19 protein-coding genes are annotated in these 18,659 nt (G+C 37.4%); 13 read left to right on the top strand and 6 right to left on the bottom strand.

The window, feature by feature from the left end; all coding sequences use genetic code 11:
- Nucleotides 1-151: 151 nt before the first annotated feature.
- The 3 genes from FQ087_RS12730 to FQ087_RS12720 form a co-directional block, all read right to left on the bottom strand.
- Nucleotides 152-1,519 (bottom strand): YjiH family protein, encoded by a 1,368-nt coding sequence (locus FQ087_RS12730; protein ID WP_149580971.1) that lies wholly within the window; start codon nucleotides 1,517-1,519, stop codon nucleotides 152-154.
- A gap of 15 nt (nucleotides 1,520-1,534) precedes the next feature.
- Entirely contained in the window at nucleotides 1,535-2,854 is a 1,320-nt protein-coding gene (locus tag FQ087_RS12725) for an aspartate aminotransferase family protein (protein ID WP_149580970.1), read from the bottom strand.
- Nucleotides 2,855-2,947: 93 nt separating this feature from the next.
- Nucleotides 2,948-4,330: a sigma 54-interacting transcriptional regulator gene (locus tag FQ087_RS12720; RefSeq protein ID WP_149580969.1), complete on the bottom strand. Its 1,383-nt coding sequence runs from the start codon at nucleotides 4,328-4,330 to the stop codon at nucleotides 2,948-2,950.
- A gap of 377 nt (nucleotides 4,331-4,707) precedes the next feature.
- On the opposite strand from FQ087_RS12720, the gene FQ087_RS12715 reads away from it, so the two are divergent.
- Nucleotides 4,708-4,917, top strand: a complete 210-nt coding sequence (locus tag FQ087_RS12715; protein ID WP_149580968.1) for a hypothetical protein — start codon at nucleotides 4,708-4,710, stop codon at nucleotides 4,915-4,917.
- 678 nt (nucleotides 4,918-5,595) lie between these two features.
- Here FQ087_RS12715 and FQ087_RS12710 read toward each other — a convergent pair.
- Nucleotides 5,596-6,714: a lytic polysaccharide monooxygenase gene (locus FQ087_RS12710; protein ID WP_188006740.1), complete on the bottom strand. Its 1,119-nt coding sequence runs from the start codon at nucleotides 6,712-6,714 to the stop codon at nucleotides 5,596-5,598.
- A 793-nt stretch (nucleotides 6,715-7,507) separates the two neighbouring features.
- On the opposite strand from FQ087_RS12710, the gene FQ087_RS12705 reads away from it, so the two are divergent.
- From FQ087_RS12705 to FQ087_RS12695, 3 genes are all read left to right on the top strand, one after another.
- Entirely contained in the window at nucleotides 7,508-7,738 is a 231-nt protein-coding gene (locus tag FQ087_RS12705) for a YczI family protein (RefSeq protein ID WP_149580967.1), read from the top strand.
- 108 nt (nucleotides 7,739-7,846) lie between these two features.
- On the top strand, nucleotides 7,847-8,323 hold the full coding sequence (locus FQ087_RS12700; protein WP_149580966.1) for a hypothetical protein: 477 nt from the start codon (nucleotides 7,847-7,849) through the stop codon (nucleotides 8,321-8,323).
- A gap of 267 nt (nucleotides 8,324-8,590) precedes the next feature.
- The gene (locus FQ087_RS12695) at nucleotides 8,591-9,412 is read left to right on the top strand and encodes an alpha/beta fold hydrolase (protein ID WP_149580965.1); all 822 of its coding nucleotides are present in this window, start codon (nucleotides 8,591-8,593) and stop codon (nucleotides 9,410-9,412) included.
- A gap of 59 nt (nucleotides 9,413-9,471) precedes the next feature.
- Here FQ087_RS12695 and FQ087_RS12690 read toward each other — a convergent pair whose 3' ends face one another.
- Nucleotides 9,472-10,311 (bottom strand): tyrosine-type recombinase/integrase, encoded by an 840-nt coding sequence (locus FQ087_RS12690; protein WP_149580964.1) that lies wholly within the window; start codon nucleotides 10,309-10,311, stop codon nucleotides 9,472-9,474.
- A gap of 208 nt (nucleotides 10,312-10,519) precedes the next feature.
- On the opposite strand from FQ087_RS12690, the gene FQ087_RS12685 reads away from it, so the two are divergent.
- The 9 genes from FQ087_RS12685 to FQ087_RS12650 all read left to right on the top strand — a co-directional run bounded on the left by FQ087_RS12685 (nucleotide 10,520) and on the right by FQ087_RS12650 (nucleotide 17,868).
- Complete coding sequence (locus FQ087_RS12685; protein ID WP_149580963.1) at nucleotides 10,520-11,068, top strand: GNAT family N-acetyltransferase; 549 nt, start codon at nucleotides 10,520-10,522, stop codon at nucleotides 11,066-11,068.
- 462 nt (nucleotides 11,069-11,530) lie between these two features.
- A complete protein-coding gene (locus tag FQ087_RS12680) occupies nucleotides 11,531-13,276 on the top strand; it encodes a M3 family metallopeptidase (RefSeq protein ID WP_149580962.1) in 1,746 nt (581 codons plus the stop codon).
- 520 nt (nucleotides 13,277-13,796) lie between these two features.
- Nucleotides 13,797-14,240, top strand: coding sequence for a GNAT family N-acetyltransferase (locus tag FQ087_RS12675; protein WP_223145606.1), 444 nt, complete (start codon nucleotides 13,797-13,799; stop codon nucleotides 14,238-14,240).
- Nucleotides 14,241-14,485: 245 nt separating this feature from the next.
- Complete coding sequence (locus FQ087_RS22455) at nucleotides 14,486-14,662, top strand: hypothetical protein (RefSeq protein ID WP_188006739.1); 177 nt, start codon at nucleotides 14,486-14,488, stop codon at nucleotides 14,660-14,662.
- Nucleotides 14,663-14,867: 205 nt separating this feature from the next.
- Nucleotides 14,868-15,089 (top strand): hypothetical protein, encoded by a 222-nt coding sequence (locus tag FQ087_RS12670; protein WP_149580961.1) that lies wholly within the window; start codon nucleotides 14,868-14,870, stop codon nucleotides 15,087-15,089.
- Between the two features lie 152 nt (nucleotides 15,090-15,241).
- Nucleotides 15,242-15,772: a general stress protein gene (locus FQ087_RS12665; protein WP_149580960.1), complete on the top strand. Its 531-nt coding sequence runs from the start codon at nucleotides 15,242-15,244 to the stop codon at nucleotides 15,770-15,772.
- Nucleotides 15,773-15,902: 130 nt separating this feature from the next.
- On the top strand, nucleotides 15,903-16,196 hold the full coding sequence (locus tag FQ087_RS12660; protein WP_149580959.1) for a 3-isopropylmalate dehydrogenase: 294 nt from the start codon (nucleotides 15,903-15,905) through the stop codon (nucleotides 16,194-16,196).
- Between the two features lie 171 nt (nucleotides 16,197-16,367).
- Nucleotides 16,368-17,405 (top strand): serine hydrolase domain-containing protein, encoded by a 1,038-nt coding sequence (locus FQ087_RS12655; protein WP_149580958.1) that lies wholly within the window; start codon nucleotides 16,368-16,370, stop codon nucleotides 17,403-17,405.
- A gap of 22 nt (nucleotides 17,406-17,427) precedes the next feature.
- Nucleotides 17,428-17,868, top strand: coding sequence for a GNAT family N-acetyltransferase (locus FQ087_RS12650; RefSeq protein ID WP_149580957.1), 441 nt, complete (start codon nucleotides 17,428-17,430; stop codon nucleotides 17,866-17,868).
- A gap of 415 nt (nucleotides 17,869-18,283) precedes the next feature.
- On the opposite strand, the gene FQ087_RS12645 is transcribed toward FQ087_RS12650, so the two are convergent.
- Entirely contained in the window at nucleotides 18,284-18,658 is a 375-nt protein-coding gene (locus tag FQ087_RS12645) for a carboxymuconolactone decarboxylase family protein (RefSeq protein ID WP_188006738.1), read from the bottom strand.
- Nucleotide 18,659 lies beyond the last annotated feature (1 nt).

The following is an 18,659-nucleotide window of genomic DNA, read 5'->3' as shown; positions in this document are numbered from 1 at the left end:
GCCACACAGGGACATCTCTGGGGAGGAATGAATTGCAATTCCTCCTTAAAGCTGTCATGAATCGTTAGCCGAAAGCGGCCACGAAAATAGTCCGGTGAAAATGGAGGTTTTCAAGCCCTTTATGCGAATAAATCGTTCATCAACAGACGTGTTAAAATACAAAGAAATGAGCGATAAGTACAATGATAGGAAGCGTAATAATTGTACGCTGGATAAAGATAATGAACAGTTCAAGGAAAGTGACCGGAATATTTGAGCGCAAAATCAAAATCCCGATTTCTGACATATAGACAAGTTGCGTCAGTGAAAGGGCGGCGACTACGAATCTCGTAATTTCAGCCTCAATGCCACTTGCGATGACTGCAGGTAAAAACATATCTGCGAAACCGACAAGCATTGTTGGGGCAGCTTTTGCAGCTTCAGGTAGTTGCATGAGTTCCAATATTGGCACTATTGGATATGAAATAATGTTGAATATAGGTGTATATTCAGCCACTATAAGGGCGATTGCTCCCAAGCTCATAACAAGTGGAATGAGGCCAAGCCAAATATCCAGTACCGTTTCTACACCATCTTGAACCAATTTTTTTGGACTTTTAGCGGTGTTCGCTTTTTCTAATGCTTTTATCCAGCCCCATTGAAGTTTTGAAACGCCTTCTGGCTGGGATTCATCAATTCTTTGACCAATCGGTTCGTGATAGGTATCAGGTTTACGCGATAATGGAGGAATCCGTGGCATGATTAATGCTGCAATCACACTTGCAAACGATATAGTAAGGTAAAATTCTATAAATAAGTGCCCCAATCCGACTACGTTTGCAATTACAAGTGAAAACGCAACAGAAGCAATTGAAAATGTTGTCGCAATGACTGCGGCTTCACGTTTTGTGTAATAGCCCTCGTCATATTGTTTCATTGTTACAAGAACACCGACGGTTCCCGCACCCATCCAAGAAGCCATAGTGTCAATAGAAGAGCGTCCCGGCAATGTAAAGAGGGGGCGCATCACTTTTTCAACTAAGGATCCGACAAATTCCATTAATCCGAATTCGACTAGAAGTGGAAGAAGGATTCCCGCAAATAGAAACCATGTTAGCAGGACAGGAGCCAGGTCGTAAAGTACAACTCCTCCTGTATTCCGTGATGAGATGAATTCAGGACCGATTTCAAAGTATGCCATAATCCCGACGGCAAGCCCTATGAAGCGCATGATAATTCCGAATGCGCCTACATGGAATACACCCTTCAGGAACTGGTTTTTCATTATAAATCCGGGTTTTAGCGTAATGGTCACTACAGTCAATAGAACTGAGACCCCTAACAAAAACAAAATAAATTGCGGAATCCAGTCTCCAAATGTCTTTAATAGAGCAGATGCCAAGACACCCACACCTATTGTAATCTCGCCGTTCACTTTTACGGGCGTTAGAAATAGAAGAACACCAATTATAGATGGTACTAAGAATTTCCAAGCATTGTTGTTCGATTTAACAGTATCCCTTTTGTAAACAACTGACATTCCATTTCCCCCATTTTAGTTTGAGTAGGTTTCAAGAGCTGCTATTAACACAGCGAGTCCAACATCAATCTGCTCTTTATTAATTGTAAGCGGTGGAATCATTCGAATGACTTCCCCTGAATTTCCACATAAATAAAAGAGCACTCCATTTTCAAGACTATAATCAAGTACTTCCATGACGGTCTGACCAGAAGGTTTTCCAGTTTGCGGATCCCCCAGTTCGATGCCAATCATCAGTCCCACACCTCTGACATCCCGAATGATAGGGAATTGCTCTTTCATTTCCAGCAGTCGGGCCAACGCATATGCGCCCATCTCTTGCGTGTTTTCAAGTAGCTTTTCCTCCTGTATTACTTCCAATGAAGCAAGAGCGGCGGAACAGGCAATTGGGTTTCCACCAAATGTTGTCCCGTGGGAACCGAGTGGCCATTGTTCCATCAGTTCTTTGGAAGCAACAGTTGCGCTAAGAGGAAGTCCTGCAGCAATTCCTTTCGCAATCGCCATGATATCCGGTTTTACATCGAATGTTTGAGCCGCAAACCAATTACCAGTACGTCCGAAACCGGTTTGTACTTCATCAAATATGAGAAGGATGCCATGTCGGTCACAAATTTCTCTGATTTTTTTAAGCCAAGATGCGGGTGGTATGATATAGCCTCCCTCTCCCATAATCGGCTCAATGATCATACATGCAACCTCTTCCGGATCCACTTGATGGTTAAATAGTAGCTCTGCATCACGTTCAAGCTTTTCAGCAAAATAAACATCTGGATCAGCATCCGTCGGCAAGTATTCTGGTAGAGCGTAAGGGAGTTGATAAGTTAGCCAAGAGGGCTGTAGATGCTTTCTATATTTACTTTTAGATGTTGTGACACTAAGTGCTCCAATCGATCTGCCGTGGAAGCAACCTGTGAATGAGACGATATACGGTCTCTTCGTTACATATTTAGCGAGTTTCAACGCACCTTCAATTGCCTCTGTTCCACTGTTCGCGAAGAAGAAATTATCCAGTTTCGGTGGGAGGATTTTCTGTAGCTCAGCTGCCAACCTCAAAATGGATTCATAGATGATGACACCTGAGGGACCGTGAATAAGATGATCTGCACTGTCTTTTATTGCCTGCACCACTTTAGGATGACGATGGCCAACGTTTTCAACCGCGATACCCGAAGTGAAGTCTAAATATCTTTTGCCGTCCGCCCCGTAGTAATAACAACCTTCAGCTTTTACAACAGGCAAATTCGGATGATCTTTCGCCATACTAGGTGCTAGAAAGTTTCCGATAGAATCCACCATATGTGTCCAATCTTGCTTTTTACTAATTTCATTTTGCATTATAAATCCTCCTAGTCTTCTATATCTACTATGAATAATTTTTATGTCTCTGCCATGATTAAATAGCGTTCTAAGCGATGTCTTGTTCGCTGTTCAATCATCTGGAGAAGTATATTTCTTTAACTTCCTCACGACGGAAGGTTGGCTTATGCCAAGAATTCTTGCCATTGCAGTTGTTGTTTTATATCGATGACGTGCACTTTCCAATACTTTCATTTCTACATGCTCCAATATACTCGGTAGCGTTTGTCCATCTAAATCGAAATCTGTCAGTCCATCATCACCCTGCAACCGGTATTCCGGTGGTAGATCATCAATGCCAATCGTACTTTGTGTACTTTGAACGACAATCCGTTCCATAACGTTACGAAGTTCATGAATATTACCTTTCCATTCCACTTTTAACAATAGTTTGAAAGCGCTGTCAGAGAGTAGTTTAGTTGTTTTGTATTTTTTTGAAAAATGATGGAGATGATTCGAAATGAGGGAGCACAAATCCTCTTTTCTCATTCGTATAGGCTCTAAATGGATAGGGATAATAGTTAATAGGAAATATAATTCTTCAATAAAATCGTTGCTTTGCGATGCTTCATACAAATCCGTTTCAGTAGAAGAAATTAAGCGGACGTCAAGTGGGTAGGACTTTTCACTACCAACAGGCTTAAAACTACCATCTTTTAAAGTTTTTAATAGTTTATTTTGCAAATGGATAGGCAATCTATCAATTTTTTTCAAATAGAGCGTTCCGCCACCCGCGATTGATAAGCTACCAGGAGATATAGTTGAATCCTGTGTAGTGCCTGTTATTTCGCCAAATAGTTCTTTTTCAAACATTGAAATCGGAATCGTTGCACAGTCGAACTCGATGAATGGACCATTTTTACGTGAACTATTCGTATGTATCACTTTTGCCATAGTCGTTTTACCGGTTCCGCGTTCGCCTTCTAGCACTACGGAAACATCAAGCGGCGCAACTCTATAAACTATTTCAAACGCTTCTACGATCTCTTTACTTTCAATGACAAGCCCATCTATCGTCAGAGATTGTTTTCTCAATAAGCTAAGCTCTTCCTGTACTTTTGACATTTCGAACTCCAAGTCTTTCATATACTCCTGGATGACAAGCAATTCCGAAACGTTATAGGAATAGCTAATAACATATTCAATTTCTCCGTGTTCATTGAAAAAAGGTATCCCAGTAATAAGTACTTTTGCTCCTGAAGGCGTTTGTTGTATTAGAATCACTTTCTTTTTTTGTTCAAGAACCATTGGCGTGATAGCGGGAGAAAAGATATCCGCAGATTGCAAATCATAGACGGATTTTCCAATGAGCTCTTCAGGCTGCATGCCGTAATACTGACCGCTTATCCGTGTAGCCTTAATAATAATTCCTTCCCGATTTGTAACAATGACATCCTCATCATACGTATCGATTATTTCTTGTACAGAGTTAGGTGTTAAATGGAATTTCGCCATAAATCCTCCTTCTATATAATACTTTTGAATGGAATATCAATATCTGAATAAACTATACACTAATGAATAATAAGAAAGCAAGACTATTTTCGAATGTTCCGAAAGTAACAAGTGTTCTATATGTTTGTAAACCATTGGATAGGTCGTTGACTGCGATAGGTCAATCGTTATGTAAGTGACACCGAAAAATCCCAAAAAGCAACATTCACTTGTGGAAGTTCATTATTCATTCTTAAATAATGAATTGATTTTAGGTGCTTATATATGGCGAATCACTAAAATTATTTGTTTATTAGACGGGAATTTGTTATGTAAGTAACTACCTACTATATTTGCATTTTTCACTTCAGCACTGAAGGTACGTGGCAGGCAGATGGTTGCAACAGGATTTCCCAACCGGTAAAGTCGTCGTGACCATTATGTTCCGAGCGAGCCGAAAAGGTACAAGTGAAAATGGGTTTCTCCCGATTTTACGACAAGTTACCGATGTAATAAAATGGTTGATCAACAAACGTGAAATCATCCCTTACCAATTGAACATGAAAAATACCTATGCGCCATTGAATGGATCATTCAATGGCGCATAGGTAAGAAAAACAAAACTAGCACGTCTGTTGATTAACTAAAAATAACCAGTAAACAACGTAATCCCTCCCGGCCGCACTTGTATAGTTGCGCTTTGGGATCGCTTGGATTGAATGACTTCTAGTACGATTACCGTGATGTCTGAATGTGTAGGGATGCGACTTTGTCGCACGTATGGTTGTCCTTCATCCTTCGCGCTCCAAATGCATAAGTACACAGAGTGCTAAGCTTTTTGGGACGAAAGAATAGCTGGCTTCTTACCTGGAGAAAAGCCGCCAAAGATGCAATTTTGGCGGCTGATGCTTTCTCCATGGTTTTTTCATATTTACTTTTAAGAAAGTGTCACTTTCTATAGGGTGTCACAGGATTAGATGCATAATCTTTACTAAAAGTAACTAAGGAACGCATTGTACAACGTGCAAGAGTGCCCGAAATTCCATCTTCGGGCACTTACACTCTCCATAGTATGTCATCTATTCTTTTCTTCCAAAACAACCGCATTTTTCACTTGAGCATTGGAGGAACGCGACAGGCAACTAGCCACACAAGGACCCTCAGTAAATCTGTCATGAATCGTTAGCCGAAAGCGGTCCGAAAATAGTCCAGTGAAAATGGAGGTTATCGAGCCCTTCTCACTAGTGTTTTATGTAAATATATGGTTAATTAACAGATGTGCAAAATTAGTTTACAATCGACCACTCACGACTTGAATCTGGACTATTTCCTTGTGTCCACCAGTTCGCTTGGTAAAGAACACTGGTGTACTTCACTCTATCTCCACTTAAGTAGACTTTGCTCGCACTCCATTCATTCGTCGAGTCATCGGGTACCACGCTACCGTTAGATTTAACCAGTTCCCAGACCGCTGAACTGCCAGGCTTTTCGCCTTGTGTCCACCACTTCGCTTGGTAATGGTTCCCGTTGTACTCGACTTTATGTCCACCTAAGTAGACTTTACTAGTGTTCCATTCATTTGCTGAAGGTTCCGGTGTTACGTTGCCGTTGTCCGTAACAAGTTCCCAAACAGCCGAATCACCTGGTTTTTCACCTTGCGTCCACCATTTAGCTTTGTATACAGATCCGTTATACGTAACTTCATTACCACCCACGTAAACTTGTGTGCTGCTCCAAGTGTCAGTTTCGGGATTAGGATTAGGGGTAGGATCAGGATCGACTGGACCTGGATCAATAGGCGGAACAGTTGTCCCATCAAAGTTTGCATCGATTACATTGTAAAATGCATTTGGTGTATCCGCGATGCTCCAGACCGCAAGAATGACTTGATATCCGGAACGATCTGGTACATTACAATTATGCTTTACGCTGAATGCTGGGTTCTTGCCACCGTCATTAATTGTACAGAATGGTTCAAGGTCAGCTCGCTTTAAAGGCTGATCGGGATTCCAATCTTTCTTCGTAATATAGTAATCCCATTTAGTTGTTGCATGTGCAGCTGTAAGTGACCATTCAAAAGTATTGGCACCGCTCTTCATTGGTACTTTTGTCCATCTGTATTTTGATTGTTCGTCAAGCTTTGGAAATATGTTAGCGCCTGCAATATGTCCATCAGCCGGACCGCCGATGGGGAAGTTACCAGGGGCTTCTAAACTCTGTGGTTCATACTGAACGCCACCACAATCAATGTTAGCACCCGTTTTGCATAACAAGCCACGACTTTCTGGTTGACTTACATAACCGTGAGCATTCACCGTACTAGAAAAAGTAAGTGAAAGAACTACCATTAACATTGCTCCGAAAACGACGGCCAATGGTTTCGCAGTAAACATACGTGATTTCATTTGTCAAATACCTCCTGAAGTATAGTTACTATATGTGTTGAACAAATCATTAAAGCGAAGACGCCTTACAGGGGGGAGTTGAAGCCATTCCTTAGCACTGGAGTAGCTTCAATGAAATCCTTTAATATGGAAAATATATTCGGCTAGTAATTCATCTCATTACTACAATACTACCTTAATGATAAGAGACTAAAGAATGGATATCAATGATTTATGCTAGAGATAGAGAATAACAAATACAATGAACTATAGGCTCCTAATCATTACAGGCTATTCCACTTATGGATATATTTTTGACGCTTCTACTTTTTTATGATATGGATCATTTTACCTATTAGGAAGATTGGATAGGCAATACTCGTTTTCAGATGCCTGTCGCATTCCTACAACGTTCAAGTGAAAAATGGCGTTGCTTTGAAAGAAAAAATAGATGACTTTCTATAAAAATTGTAAGTGCCCGAAGATACAATTTCGGGCACTTTTGTACTTTGTACAATGATTTGATGCTCTATAGAAAGTGACAGTTCTTTATAATAAATGGCTATGTTAAAGGAAAAGGTTGATATAGTGTAAAACGCTATTATGTCAGCACCCTGCATCTAATAAAATAAGTTTCACCTTAACTGGATATTTATGTTGAAATTCGAATGAGTTTGTGAAGGCATGTACGTAAACTAATGCGGTCGGTTAGCTCAATAAGAAATATCCAGTTCAACCCAATATATATATAGTTAATGATATTATTAATTAGGAATTGGTAATGGAGTTAATTTTATTTTTGGAGGATATAACGTTGAAAATACTTAGACTTATTTTAGCCATTATTGTTGTTGCTTTATCAAGTTATGCTTTGATAACTGGTATATTTGGAGGAATAATTCCTTATGTATTGTTTTTCATAGGGTTAATGCTTTTAGTTACTGGAATTACTGAATTTCGTGAAAAACGAAAGGCAACTGCCATTACTCTTTTCTTAGTATCAGGATTTACCTTTTATGTTTCATTTAAAATTTTATTAAACTAACCGGTGCTTTAGTGAAAGATCATGTGGTTGCTTAGTCAGCTCTTCTTACTTGTTGAACTAACGAAGCAGGTTAGTTGAACAAGAAGAGTAAAATAAAAGGAGTAAGTGATGGAAACTAAAATGTTGTATTATAAAATATTCAAAAAGAAAGTAGAACCAGTCGATTATGTTAATTGGGCTATCAAAATGTTAGAAAATAGTGATACGTCTGCATCCCTAAATATACTTTCTTCCCTAAGTGAAACTCTAAATACTTTTGAGGTAGAAGATTATTTTCATAGGGCAGTGAGAGAATTAGGTATAGAAGAACCCTCGCAGGATGAGTGTTCTAAGTATTACTTCTGGTATTTGCTAAAACAAATAATAGATAATGAATCTAATGCAATTAACTATGCATATGAAATTTATCAGGTAGTTCGTGAAGAATTTGTTAGCGAAGAATTAAATGTATGGTATGAGATTAGTGAAATGATAGACGACTATCGATATGGCGATAATATAGAGGGAATTACAATAGAATCTTTAATTTCAACCATCGTAAAAGAAGCGAAAAAACAATTAAATTGTAACTTCTTCTTGAACTAACGGGTGCTTTAGTTGAACAATCGGCTGCCTTTACAGGGTGGCTTTTTCTTATTGCATAATGAAGTTAACTACTTCCGTGAATGGGTGTTATGTCAACCTCGTGTGCATGGCGTATACAAGATTGATTTCATTTAGCGAATCCAATTTCTTGTTCAACTAACGGGGCAGTTTAGTTGGATAAGGAAATTTATTGAAATTCAAATAGATGTATGAGAGGATTAAATGTTCATACATCTGGTTTATTACTGGGAAGGGGGAAACAAATACATGTCGATTTACCATAAAGTAATTGGAGAAGGATATCCCATCGTTATGTTGCACGGTTGGACGCTTGACCATCAAGTGATGTTACATGCAATGGAACCGTTATTCGAGAAACGAAGTGGTTGGAAGAGAATATACATAGATTTACCAGGTATGGGGCATTCCGAATCGCAACCATCTATTCAGAACTCTGATGATATTTTAGAAGCGATATTACGGCTTTTGGACGAGATAATCCCAGGTCAACCGTTTGTTATTTGTGGTAATTCCTATGGTGGCTACATTGCCAGGGGGATAGTCCGTTCACGGCAGGACACAGTACGTGGATTACTGTTGATGGCACCCTTGACTATACCTGAATTCGATGAAAGGGTAGTACCACAGCAGACCGTTCTAAAAAGAGACAGCAACTTGATCTCACATTTGTCACCAGAGGATGCTGAAGGTTTTTGCTCCATGGGGGTAGTGCAAGGTCAAACTGAATGGGAGAGGTTTCGAAATGAAATTTTACTTCCTTCTAAACAAACAAATTATGAATTCGTAAACCACATTCGTCAAAATGGATATGGCTTTACCTTCGATATTTCATCTAAACTTGAGTCTCCCACGCTAATTATCACAGGACGTCAGGACAATGTAGTCGGTTACCACGATGCGTGGCGACTAATTGAAGATTACCCAAGGGCAACTTTTGTAGTGCTTGACATGGCTGGTCACAACCTACAAATCGAACAAACCGATGTATTTAACGCGTTAGTGCATAACTGGTTAAACAGACTTGAGTCGGAAAATTTTAGACCAATGGAAAGAGCAGGGATTATTTGACTAACGGGGTGCTTTAGTCAAGTAGAGCAAGGTCTTTTAAGACGTTGCTCCTTTTACATTTAAAAGTACTTCTGATAATACTCTTTCCTTATCCTTCCGTTTAAATGAGCGTATATCCTTGTGGTTTCACTTTTCTCATGCCCCATAAGATTTTGTATGACTTCAAGTGGAGCTCCATTAGGCAACAAATGAGTGGCATAGCTGTGTCTTAGTTGGTGTGGATGAATCTCTTTAATAATTTCAGCACGATTGGAGATCCGCTTGATGATGTATCGCATTTGGGCAACACTTATTTTATGTGGCTGCCTGACTGTCACAAGGATGGCAGGATTATTGTCATTACGGCTTTCAATATACTGTTTAAGCCATATGTCGCATCGTATATTAAAATAAAATCCCCTCACCTTATAACCTTTTCCTCTAACGAACGCGGATTGATTGGTCCAATTAATATTGTTCTTTTCTAACGCAACTATTTCTCCAATTCGACAACCGGTAGAAAACATGAATTCAAAAATCGCTTTTTCTATTGGGGTATGACAGGATTCACGAAGGTGTTCAATCTCCCGTTCGGTTAAATACTTGGGTATCCGCTTACCTACTTTGGCCTCTTTAATCTTGGAAGTTGGATTCTTACTCAGGTAGCCTTCTTCATGAGAACAATGAAAAAAAGATTCTATAAAGCGGATGCGATGTGCAAGACTGGCTGGTTTCAAATGCTTGACCGATACAGCATGGTATTCCTTCAGTTGATTTGTATCCAGCGATTCCATCTCTACATCCTTAAAATAACCGATTAGTAGCCTAGACTGTAACTGATAGGCCTTCAGCGTTTGTGGTGAAAAATCCTGTATTTGTTTATCAGCTTCAAACGAAGACCATGCTTTTGATAGTAACAATTCTATTCCTCCAAAAGTAGTAATGTTAAAAGGATTATTGCCGAATTTATAGAATTATAGACATAAGGAGTGTTTTTACTAACGAGGCAGGTTAGTTGAATAAGAAGGCATATTTTAAAGACTGTCCAAATAGTAAAGACGTAAAGATTTAACGTTGTTCATCTAATAATAAATGTTTCAAATTTAGTTATTATAAGGAGTGCTTAAAGTGACTGTACATAGTAAATTCCCTAATTTAGAAACTGACAGATTGATTTTGCGGAATGTGGGAAATGAGGATATTGACTTTATTTATCGACTCTTCAGCAACGAAAAAGTATGTAAATTTTTATATGATGAGGAATTGTTTACTACTAGAAATGAAGCTACAGAGTTTGTTGAATGGAATTCAAATCCTGAAGAAAAAGGATTTAATCGGTGGATATTAGTCGAAAAAAATAATCAGCAACAAATTGGAACGTGTGGATATGATTCTTGGAATAGAACGGCGGAGATAGGCTATGATTTATGGCACGAATATTGGGGACAGGGATATATGAAAGAGGGATTGAAAGTAGCTATCGAAAGTGGCTTTAATAATATGGCACTGAATAGAATTAACGCATTTGTAGCTTTGGAAAATATCAATTCTATAAAATTATTAGAAAAGCTAGGATTTAAGAATGAAGGGATTTACAGAGATAAGCATTTGTTTAGAGGAAAGTATTATGACCACTATTCTTTTTCTTTGTTAAAAAGAGACTGGAATCAATGCTAAGGTTAATTCAACAATTCGCCTAACAATCCCTTTAGTATGTGAATGATTGCACTTAAACTAACGGGTGCTTTAGTTTAACAAGAGGCTGCCTTTAGGGGTAGCTTTTTCTTATTGAACTAACGCCGCATTTAGTTGAATAAGAACAGTGATACTATTAATTGAGATTTATACCATATTTAGTGTCAACAAATAATAAAGTTGTTTAATTTTGAATGGAAACACAGTTCATAAAGGTATCTGGAAATAAGGAGATGCTCGTAAAGTCGTTATCCATTTTTACGAACGGTCTTTAATTAGTTTTCTTTCTATATACTCCAAAGTTTTTGAAATGTAATTTGTTTTATTCATACATAGGGAATAGAGTGCTAAAATTGTCAATAGTTAATTAATATTTTTCGGGATTTTATGGTAATCTGATGAGGCAATAGTTTTCTTATAATATAGACATGGGGTGGAAGGGATATGGAGACATCTAGTTTAATCACTCGCTGGAATTTAAGTTCGCTTCAATATGAAGCAGATGTAAAAAAATTTAAAAATCAGATGGGCATGGTTAAGGAAAAGTTACTTGAAATCGAGAAGGAGTCAAATTTAGCTGTTTTAAGGGATAGTGAAGTCCTAAAACTTTCGCAATTGATCAGCCAGATTGAATCAGCCGAATCTTTTTATTACTGCTTGACCACTGAAGATATTGAGCCTTCCCAATTAACCTCTGTCATCGGAATTATCTCAACCTTAAAATCACAAGTTTATTCTATTGTTACTAACTTGGAAGAACGACTCAACGAAATGAATGAAACACAACTTACAGAGTGGATAAACAATACCAAACCGATGAATTTTCTTGCAGAATTAGTAAACAATCGTAAAAGGAATAGTAAGCAGGAAAAGATGATTTCAAACTTTTCCCGAGAAACGCTAAGCGGTCTTGAAGACCTTTATAGTCAAGTCCGGAACAACCTAAAAGTAGAAATTGGTCTTGGCCACGTAAAGAAAGAAATCTCTTTTGCGGAAGCGATGGAACAAGCTTTGGTACATCCAGAGCAGAATGAACGGCTACATGTGTTTACTGAACTGAATAGAACCTTGGAAGCACAATCGAATATCTTTGCTTCAATTTATAACCAAATGGTTGGGATTAGACTTCATGAAAACAAACTCAAGAAGATAGATTACCTTGATGAATCCCTCAAATTCAATGGCATAACAAGTCAAACACTCGATGCCATGTGGAATGCAGTAGACGACAATATGAAAGGGCTTTCAAGTTATTTTAATAAGAAAGAAGTCGGAACTGAAAAAATGTCATGGCATGAGTTGATGACTTCATCTCAAAATGTTTCTTTTCCGATCACGTTCTCACAGGCTGCTTATGAAATCATCAATTCACTTGCTACTATTGACAGCAATATGAGCGAGTTCGTGAAAGAAGCTCTTACAAAAGGATGGGTAGATGCAGAGCCACGCAAAACAAAATCATCCGGTGGATTTTGTGCACCTTTTATTCAGGAAGGGGAATCACGGATTTCATTAAGTTATGACAACAACTTAGATAGTGCCAGAAGGCTTGCACATGAATTGGGTCATGCATGGCACTTTAAACAGATGCACGATACCCCTTCGCTGCAGTTCACAGATGATCTGTTGGAAATGACAATGGCGGAAACATCTTCCATCTTTTTTGAGACAGTTTTCACTAATCATATGCTTCAAAAGGCAAATGAAGCCTCGGTCAAAAAAGCGATTCTGGGACCGAAGATTGAACGCAGCCTGAATTACCTGATGTCGATCAGAGGAGCCTACTTATTTGAAAATGAGTTTTATCAATATCGAAAAGAAAGCCCTTTGAATGTTCGACAGATAGAAGAACTTTCACTTAGATGTCAGGAAAAAGCGTATGGAAGCAGTTTACGTGAATATGAGCCTTATGTATGGATGAAATACGTGCAATTCTACCAGGCAACGATTCCTTTTTACAATTATCCCTATTCGTTCGGGTTTTTATTTAGTATCGGTCTTTTAGAACAAGCGAAAGAAGATGAACATTTCAAGCGGAAATTTAAGGGCTTCTTGAGTGAAACGGGAAGACTGCCACTGGAACAGCTGGTAAAAAAACATTTCCAAATCGATCTTTCTCAACCAGAATTTTGGCAACGGTCAGTGCAAAATGTAGTCCGAGATATTGAGCAGTATAACCGGCTCTCCTAAACATTTATCTAAGAATAAAAAAGCCGCAAATAGTTTACATATCATCAGTTATCAGAAGTTGCTATCCACATAATCACCTTAAGAATTGGTAATATATGCTAAGTGTCGATAAACGAGTATCAGATAAAAATACTCCTGAAACCTTGTTATATGTAGCCAATTCAATTGATTATTGATTCAAATTGGGAGTTTTGTTATTCAACTAACGGGTGCTTTAGTTCAACGACAGGGGCTTCTTAGGGAGCTCTTTTCTTATTGAACTAACGGGGTTAGTTCAATAAGAAATTTTTTAGCTTGTTCCACAATCGAGCCATTATGTGGCATAGAGCTATAATAATAAAGTGGTGCAATGCGACTATATGAATGACTATTATCCAGGAGAACTGATTCAAAATCAATTGGTGCATTAAGTTCTAGGATTTCCAGGTTGTATTAAGATTTATTTGCTAATTCCACTTTTCAAAAGTTGAATTATTTACATTAAACATCCTTAACTATATTAGGAAGGTGATATTTTTTGATGGAGTTAAGAACAATTAATCAGGACAATTATGAAGAATGTTTAAACTTGCATACAACTGCTATCAATGAGGGCTTTGTAGACTCTGTAGCGTGGTCTTTAGCCGAAGCTTGGGTGCTTTATGATGGTGCACGGCCCTTTGCAATTTATGCCGATAATGTGATGGTGGGCTATGTTTTAATGTATATTGGCGAAAATAATCCCCAAATCATAAATTTTATGATAGATAGCCGTTTTCAAAAAAGAGGCTATGGATCAGCAGCGGCTAGGCTTTGTGTTGAATATTTGCGGAAAGAATACAATGCAAGTAGGATTTCCTTACCAGTTAATCTAGAAAATATAACCGCACAAAAATTTTGGATCAACATAGGCTTTGAAATAACAGACGATATGGAGGATGGTTATCTTTATATGCGGTTGTACATACCAGAAAAATATGTCTGAGTATATAAAAATGGAAACTATTTCCGTAAACAGGCGCGATTGTGGAATAAGCGTCCCTCTTCTTATTCAACTAACGGGTGCTTTAGTTCAACGACAGGGGCTTAATAGGGAGCTCTTTTCTTATTGAACTAACGGGGCAGGTTAGTTCAATAGCTTTGTTTAACTTGTGTTCAACAATCGGGCCAGATTGCGGTAACTCGATAATAATCAACTGCAAATTTTTAAATAGAAAAGTGGTGTTTCTCATGAACAGAAAAGCTTGGTTATTCATTTTTTGGATACTTTTGGTGGTTTATTTTGGCTACTCTGTATTCGTTGATACTAAGCCATTGTGGGTTAGAATTCTTGGTTTGGTAGTCGTTATTATGTGGGGATTATTGACTCCTATTATCGGGAAGAGAAAGAAGAAGCAAGAAGGCTAAATACGGATATCAACTTTATACCGCAATCGGGCCCGATTGTTTAATAAGCGTCTCTTTCTTATTCAACTAACTGGTGCTTTAATTCAACAACAGGGGCTTCTTATGGAGCTCTTTTCTTATTGAACTAACAGGACAGATTAGTCGAAGAAACGACTCATGAGTTTAAAAACCGTAGCTTGGTTTTAAACGTAGAAAGGAATTTTAAATGGAAAGCATTTTATTGTTAATTTTCGGTATAGGATTTATTACTTTTGGGGTTAGACACAATAAAAATATTCATAAAGAAGAAGGTTTTGGTTCAAGCGATTCCATCATTCTTGGATTTATAGCGAATTGGACAGATAAATTACCATATTGGTTTACAAAAGTAATTTATTTATTGATTGGGGTTGGGTGTCTGATTGGAAGTTACCTCAATTATTTTTAAGGGAGATTGTGAAGGATTTTACATAAACTAACTGGGGTTAGTTAAATAAGGTTTTTCGATATATTGTATAATATTGTTATTATTCGAATGGTTAAAACGGGATGAAATGGTGTGATTCTGGAAAATTTAATATTTGTAGAAAGGTGAGGAGAATGAGAGCTAAGTTAGAAAAGCGGCTTTCCTATTTATATACAGGTGAGTCATCTGCGATAGTTATGTTTGCTCTTATTAGTTATCTATACAATATAACTTATCCAGGATTACGGTTGTACTCACTTTATTCTTTTTGGGTATCTTTTTTTCTTTTGGAGTTTCTGTTACTACAAGGGACTGTTTACTGGTATACAAAACGTAAACGATTAAAAAGAGAAAATACATCTAGGACTCCTGTTCATGTCGTTCGAAAATTAAAGAGTTTAAAGAAAATAAATATAGGTTTGATTATCGTTTCACTTGCTATGTTCGTTTTAGACTTTTTTAAATGGTATCCTTCATTACCTTTAGGTGGATTGGTTATCGCAGGTTTTATTTATGTTTTTGCTATTCTTGAGTATATAAACTACTTTTATGTGCAAATTTCATACGATAATATCTCTGATTTAAAAAATCTTCTAAAGTCAAAAAGACTAAAACAATCAAGTATAAGCAAAGATTTTAGACGAATTTCGCAAATGAAGAAGTGAAAAAGTAATACTAGGAATAACAAATTTTCATTAAACTAACGAGCTGCTTTAGTTGAACAAACGGTGCAGAATAGTTCAAGAAGGTTCTTGGTTTTAACGGTAAAATATGTTTTTAAAAGGGGGGAATTACATGAATGATTTTTTCTTAATACTTATGGGCTTTTTTATCGTTGTTGCAAATGTTATTGGATTTATATCCTACAAGAAAAAGAAAAATCTATACTTTGCGGCTTTTACAATATTATTGTCAGCAGTTTTATTTGGGGCAATCGGTGGTGTATTAGCACTTTTGGTTATTCGTGATGCTTTTGCGATATTTTACGGATTTCAAGTAGGCTACTATTTGCTAATAAATAGTGTTATTGCTTTTTTAATTGCCATTTTAGCAACTGTAATAAAAAGATATAACAGCAGATCAACGTAATTTACGACTATATTCAATTAAAGGGTGCTTTACTTCAAGAAGGAGTAAAGCATATTTGCTTATTTAACTAACGATACAGGTTAGTTTAAGGTGAATTTATTTTAAATATAGATAAAAGGAACGTATATTCGTGTTATTATTAATCTAATAACACTGATGAGGGGGATAATTGTGAAACTAAAGAACATTAACATTGTAGAACGAATGAAACATTATAAAGTACAAGGTTTAAGTATCACATTGCTTGAGGGCAGTGAAATTAGTGGAACAGAAAATTACGGCTTATTAGAAGTGGAAAGCAATAGAAAAGCAAATGAAGATTCTATATTTAGTGCGTGTTCAATTAGCAAGTTCTCAACAGGAATGCTTGCTATGAAGTTAGTAGAGGAAGGACTTCTTGATTTAGATGATGATGTGAATGAAAGCCTTGTATCGTGGAAAGTATCAGAAAATGATTTTACCAAAAATAAAAAAGTGACATTGAGGAACTTACTAAGTCATCAATCTGGAATTAAAGACCCCGAAGGTAGTTTTCCTGAACTGAATTCGAAAATAGGGCTTCCATCAATGGTTGAATTAGTAGAGGGGCAAACTCCTTATTGTAAGTATCCAATTGATGTTAAGTGTGAACCAGAAAGTGAATTCCATTATTCGGATGCAGGTTTTTGTATCATTCAGCAACTGATAGAGGATGTTACTGAGAGACCGTTTCATCAAGTTATGAATGAGCATATATTTGAACCCTTAGGAATGACAAATAGCCAATTCATTACAACGATGTTGGAAGTAGATGGACAAAATTTTTCTTGCGGTCACAACAAAAAAGGTGAATTAGTAGATGAAAAATATCCTATATATCCTTACCCAGCGGCTTCAGGATTATGGACAACTTCTTTGAATTTAGCTGAATTAGTTCTTGAGTTAATGAATGCTGTAAAAGGAGAAAGCAAGGTTGGCATTTCGGAAAGTTTAGCAAAAGAAATGATAACCCCACAAAGAGGTAAAAGTTGGACTGGATTAGGTGTGTTTCTTGAAGGCTCTGAAAATGAACTAGAAATTACATCACTTTGTTGGGGAGTAGGTTTTCAATGTATGATGGTGTCGTTTCCCTATTTAGAGAAAGGTGCAGTCATAATGACGAATGCAGAATTGGGTGTTCATCAACTCGAAGGTATTATAGGAGAAATATATAAATCTCTTTTGTCTTAAAAAGCGTTAAGAGGGGAGAAATATGCAGATAACCTTAGCAAATCCAACTCATATACCTGAAGTTGTGTCGTTCTTCAAAGGAAATTTAGACAGCAATAACAGTGCGGTTTATTCTGAAGAGTTTTTATGTCCTCTTGGAATTAAAGCATCTATAAGAAGAAAGCAAATGATAGTGGCAACGGTAGAAGGTCAAGTAGTAGGTGCTTTTCGGTTTTACCGAAAAAAAACACAAAACAAAATATCTTTATATCAATTTGCAATTAGTGAAATGTATCGCGGTCAAGGGTTATTAATAAAGATGTTAAAAACGATAAATGATTTACCTATCATTTCACTATGTCCGACTGATTCTTATTTAAATGATTATTACGATAAATCAGGGTGGTATTTACAAGAACAAAATGAGGAATTTAATGTATGGATTTTAATGACTGAACACTTTTTTCCTTTATCTAATAAGTAGTATAGTCATTATCCGCTTCAACTAACAAGTACTTTAGTCGAACAACATGGGCGTCATGTGATGCTCTATAGAAAGTGACACTTCTTTAAACTAAATAAGGAAAAACCATAGAGAAAGTATCAGCCGCCCATATTGCATCTTTGGCGGCTTTTCTCCAGGTAAGAAGCCAGCTATTCTTTCGTCCCAAAAATCATCAGCACGCTGTGTACGCATGCATTTGGAGCGCGGCGGATGAAGGACACCCATACGATTAACGAAAAAAATGTGTAGGGATGCGACAAATTCGCGTCCCTACACATCCAGCCTTCTCGGTAATCGTACTAGAAGTCATTCATTCCAAAAGCGCAACGATACAAGTAGCCGCCAGGGGGTGATCTTGTTTAAAAATCAGGCAGGCTTCCGGCACTCACACAATCTACTCATTCTGCTTGAAAATCTCTCCGGCGATTCCCATTGCCTGAACGGCTTTTGGGAACCCTACATACCCGGCACATTGGATAATAATTTCGATGATTTCTTCTTTTGTAACACCGATGTTTAGGGCAGCTTGCAAGTGCACTTTATACTGGTCAAAAGCTCCCTGTGTGATGAGCGTAGTGAGTGTTATGTATTCCCGTTGCTTGAGGGAAATAATATCTCTAGAGTAAAGTTCTCCAAAGCCGAAGGATACAATCATATTCCAAAGGTCAGGTGAAATATCATTTATTCCTTTCATGCCAGTACGTACTTCTTTTGAGAATAATTCCTCCATTACATTTATACCCGATTCGTATCGCTTGTTAATGTCCATA

The sequence above is a fragment of the Sporosarcina sp. ANT_H38 genome (genome assembly GCF_008369195.1).
In the GTDB taxonomy this organism is placed as follows: domain Bacteria; phylum Bacillota; class Bacilli; order Bacillales_A; family Planococcaceae; genus Sporosarcina.
The sequence above is the reverse complement of the archived record's forward strand: the minus strand, read 5'-3'. Positions and strand labels throughout refer to the sequence as shown.